Raw genomic sequence first — 4046 nt, 5'->3', positions numbered from 1 at the left:
CGTATTCCCGTCTGGCCTCTTGCAGAATGGGGATTTCCGGGTCTGCGTCTTTCCAGAGCGCGAAGAAATCTTGATAGGATTGGCGCGCACGGGCTGTGTCGCCGCTCAAGGCTGCGGCGCGTGCACGTCCTAAGTGCGCGAGCGAGTATAAAGGAGAAGTGGATTGCCAGCCCCCGTGGTCGAGTATCTTCTGGAATTCGGCTGCGGCGTCCGCTCCGCTTTGTTGATTGAGGTATGACTGACCGCGTAGGTAGGCGATCTGGAAACGAGCGTATCCTTCATAAGGTCTGGTCGTCTCCAACAAGTGAATCGCCTGAGCCGGATTGCCTCTATGCAGTTCAATTCGGGCTTGAACGAGCGGCAGCAAGACTTTATTAAGTATGGTGTCTTTCGGAAAACGCTTGGTCAATTCACCAATGATAGTTTGTGTTTGGCTGAACTCGCCGCAGGTAGCCAGCGCGTTGCCCGCATTGACCATCGTCAGTGGCCTCTGCGAGATGCCGAGCGCCTTTGCGGTCTGCTCTTTCACCTGCGTGCAATCACCGAATAGAGCATCCCGCATTGCGCCTCCAACCGCAATCTGCGCTGCAACCTCTTTCAGGTCGCGGCGCTCTGCTAACTCAAAGGCGCGATTAGAAAACTCTCTGGCTTTTCGCAACTGGCCTGAAAACGCCGCAGACTCGGCTTGCCAACCTTGAGCAACATATTCATCCGGCTTTCCGTTCACCCATTCAATCTGTTGCTTCATCGTCGTCGCATCACCCTGGAGAAAAGCAATCCGATAAAGAATTCTGCGCATGGCTGTGGTTTCGAGCTTCTGTGCCTGCGCCTGCCCAATGATTTCCTTAGCCTCATCGAAGCGATTGAGGCCTAAGAAGGCCGCGGCTAAAAGCGAGTAGCCGGAAGCCGAACTCGGATTGAGGCGAATCGCTTCAGGCGCCGCTTCGAGTGCTTTATCGAATAGTCCAAGCTCGTTGTATTTAACAGCCAGATTGTTATGCGGCGAAGCGTCGCGCGGATACGTGCGCTTCCACAGTTCTAATGTCTCAAGATACTTCTCCAACTCTCCAGTTACGTTGTCGTAGTAGCCCGCAGAGATATAAAATCGTTCGCGCTCGCTGACTCGATCACGCAACTCGAATGCTTTTTGCGAGGCTTCGGCGGCAAGGTCATACTGCCTGCTGTTATAGTACATTGATGCCATCCGAGCATAAGCGAGCGCGAAATTAGGGTCTATTTCCGTCGCGCGTTTGAGAAATGGAATAGCTTCGAGATACTTGCCCTTAAGTTGCTGCTCGACCCCGAGTGAGAAGACTTTGAAGGCCTCAAGCGATGAGGTCGTGGCCTGCTCAATCGGGGCGTCGAACTTCTGGATTGACGCGAGCGACTCGCCCAACTTCTCCCTTAATTTCGTCGCCGCTTCGCCGAGCGCGCGGAGCACCTGTTCCTTGTTTTCAGCTTCCGCCTGTTCGCCCCCAATCGCGTCACCCGTCTGCGCGTTCATAACTTCCAGCGTGATAACGTAATGGTTTCCTAAGCTCGCAATCGAACCCACGAGCATTGCTTTCAATCCCTGACGCTGGCAAATCTCTCGCCCCACATCTCTATTTACGCGCTCGTCCGACGAGCGTCCCATGAACTTGAGCGCCTCGCGCACACGATCTTCGGAGAAGATATTTAGAAACGGGGATTGACCGAGTTGCACCGCCAGAGCTTGCTTGAGTGTTCCGTCAAAGACAGAGTCTCCGGTCGTGTTGACGAAATCCGTCAGCAGGATCGTGTCCTTTTCGGTCAAGGCGCGCGCGCCGCGGTAGTGAACGAAAAGGATCGCAGCCGCAACGGCAATCACCGTGAGCGCGGCAATCAAGATCGCGCCTTTCTTGTGGCGCTTGATTCCGGTGACGACGTACTCGGCGCTCGACGTCTGGCGCGCGCCCGTCTTGCCGGTCACCGCGGCGTTATTGATCGCTTGCGTCGGCGCGCCCCTGCCCGTTTGCGTCCTCTGCGCGCCGGTGCTGTGCGGCGCGGTGGAGCGTTCGAGTTCGTTCTGCAAGTCCAACTCGCGGCCCAGATTCTTCAAGTCGATCATCAGATCGCGCGCCGTCTGGTAGCGCTCGTCGCGCGCTTTCGTCAGGCATTTGCGCACGATGCGCTGCAACTCCGCGGGCGCCTCGGGCGCGAAGCGCGCGAGCGGCTCGGGCTCGTGTTCAAGGATCGAGACGATGACGTGGCTCGACGTCTCGCCCTCGAACGGCGCGCGCCCCGCCACCATCTCATACAGCACCATGCCGAGCGACCACACGTCCGTGCGCGCGTCCGTCTCCAGCCCGCGCGCCTGCTCGGGCGACATGTAGTGGGCCGTGCCCATCACCATGCCCAGATCGGTTTTCACGAGGGCGCGCGTCTGCGCTTCCGTGTCGACGCTGGCGGGATTCTCCATCTCGACGAGCTTGGCGATGCCGAAGTCCAGCACCTTCACGACGTGGTCGCGCCGGAGCATGATGTTCTCCGGCTTAATGTCGCGGTGGACGACCCCGGCGGCGTGCGCGGCGGTCAGCGCGAAAGCCGTCTGGTGCGACACGTCGAGCGCGTCGCCGAGCCTCATCTTCGCCGCACGCAGCTTTTGCCGGAGCGTCACGCCATCAACGTATTCGGTGGCGATGAAGTGTGTGTCGTTCTCCACACCGACCTCGTAGACGGTGAGGATGTTCGGGTGGTTCAGCGCTGAGGCGGCTTTGGCTTCCTGCACGAAGCGCCGCATCCGCTCCCGATTCGCCGCGAGCTCCGACGGCAGAATCTTCAGCGCCACCTTGCGGTCAAGTCTGGTGTCCTGCGCCAGATAGACCTCGCCCATCCCGCCCGCGGCGATCTGTGAAAGGATTTCGTAAGGGCCGAGTTGAGTGCCAGCCGCAATCGTCATGGGGTCCCCGCGAGTGTGGTCACTTCCAGCCCTCGACAGGGGAGTTGACCTCACTCTCAGTGCGCAGCTCAACTCCGTGTTGGTTTCTCACAGCGGTGTTGATCAATTCAAATCCATTGCATCCAGCTTCAGCAATGTGTGTAGCAATACGTTCGCGCCGTTTGTGATGTCCGCCGGTTCAGAAAGTTCGCGCGGGCTGTGGCTAATGCCGTCGCGGCTCGGCACGAAAATCATGCCGACGGGGCAGAGGTGCGCAATCTCCTGCGCGTCGTGACCTGCGCCGCTTGGCATCAGCTTCGTCGTCAGTCCCAGTTGCCTGGCCGCGTCGTCAATCACGCGGCGAAACCGTGCATCGGTCGGCGCAGGCTGCGACGCGTTGACCTGCTTGAAGTCAAACTTTGTGCCCGTCGCCGCTTCGATCTGGCGGACTTCGGCTTGAATCTTCTTAAAGATCATTTGCACCTTCGCCGCGTCCAAATCGCGCAGCCCCAGACTGGTTGTGACGTTGCCCGGAATGATGTTGTATGCCCCGGGAAAGGCTTGAATCTTGCCAACGGTTCCCACCTGCCGACCGGGCAACGAAGTGACAGTGCGATTGACCGCGTCGATATATTTCGCCGCCGCCAGCAACGCATCGTGCCGCCGGTTCATCGGCGTCGTGCCGGCGTGGTTGGCAAAGCCTTCGACCGTCACCTCCCACCAGAACACGCCGACGATGCCTTCTACCACGCCGATGTTGATCTTTTCCTGATGCAGGAGGCCGCCCTGTTCAATATGTAGTTCGACGTAGCCCGCCAGGTCGCCTTTGTTGCGCAAGGCGCTTGCTAGGTTGTCGGGATCGCCGCCGATGAACTTGATGCCTTCGCGTATTGTCTTCTTGCTGTTGGTGACAATGTTCAGGTCTTTTTCTGTAAGCCCTTTGGCGATTGCGGCGCTGCCGATGGTTCCGCCTTCTTCGTTTTGAAAGAGGACAACTTCCAACGGGTGCCGCAGGCGCACGTTGTTTTCCGCCAGCGTCTCGGCCACTTCGATTGCGCCCATCGAACCCACCTGTCCGTCGTAGCTGCCGCCTGCGGGCACGGAGTCAATGTGCGAGCCGATCATCAAGGGTTTGAGCGCCGTGTCG

2 protein-coding genes are annotated in these 4046 nt (G+C 58.8%); both read right to left on the bottom strand.

The features are described 5' to 3' along the window. The coding region (locus tag VES88_07305) for a protein kinase (GenBank protein ID HYN81291.1) at positions 1–2920 on the bottom strand (2920 nt) is incomplete at its 3' end. Between the two features lie 102 nt (positions 2921–3022). Then, a partial coding sequence (locus tag VES88_07300; GenBank protein ID HYN81290.1) for a M20 family metallo-hydrolase occupies positions 3023–4046 on the bottom strand: 1024 nt, incomplete at its 5' end.

The organism is Gemmatimonadaceae bacterium, from assembly GCA_035633115.1.
GTDB lineage: Bacteria > Gemmatimonadota > Gemmatimonadetes > Gemmatimonadales > Gemmatimonadaceae > UBA4720.
Note: the sequence above shows the minus strand (reverse complement) of the source record. Positions and strands in the feature narration are given on the sequence as shown.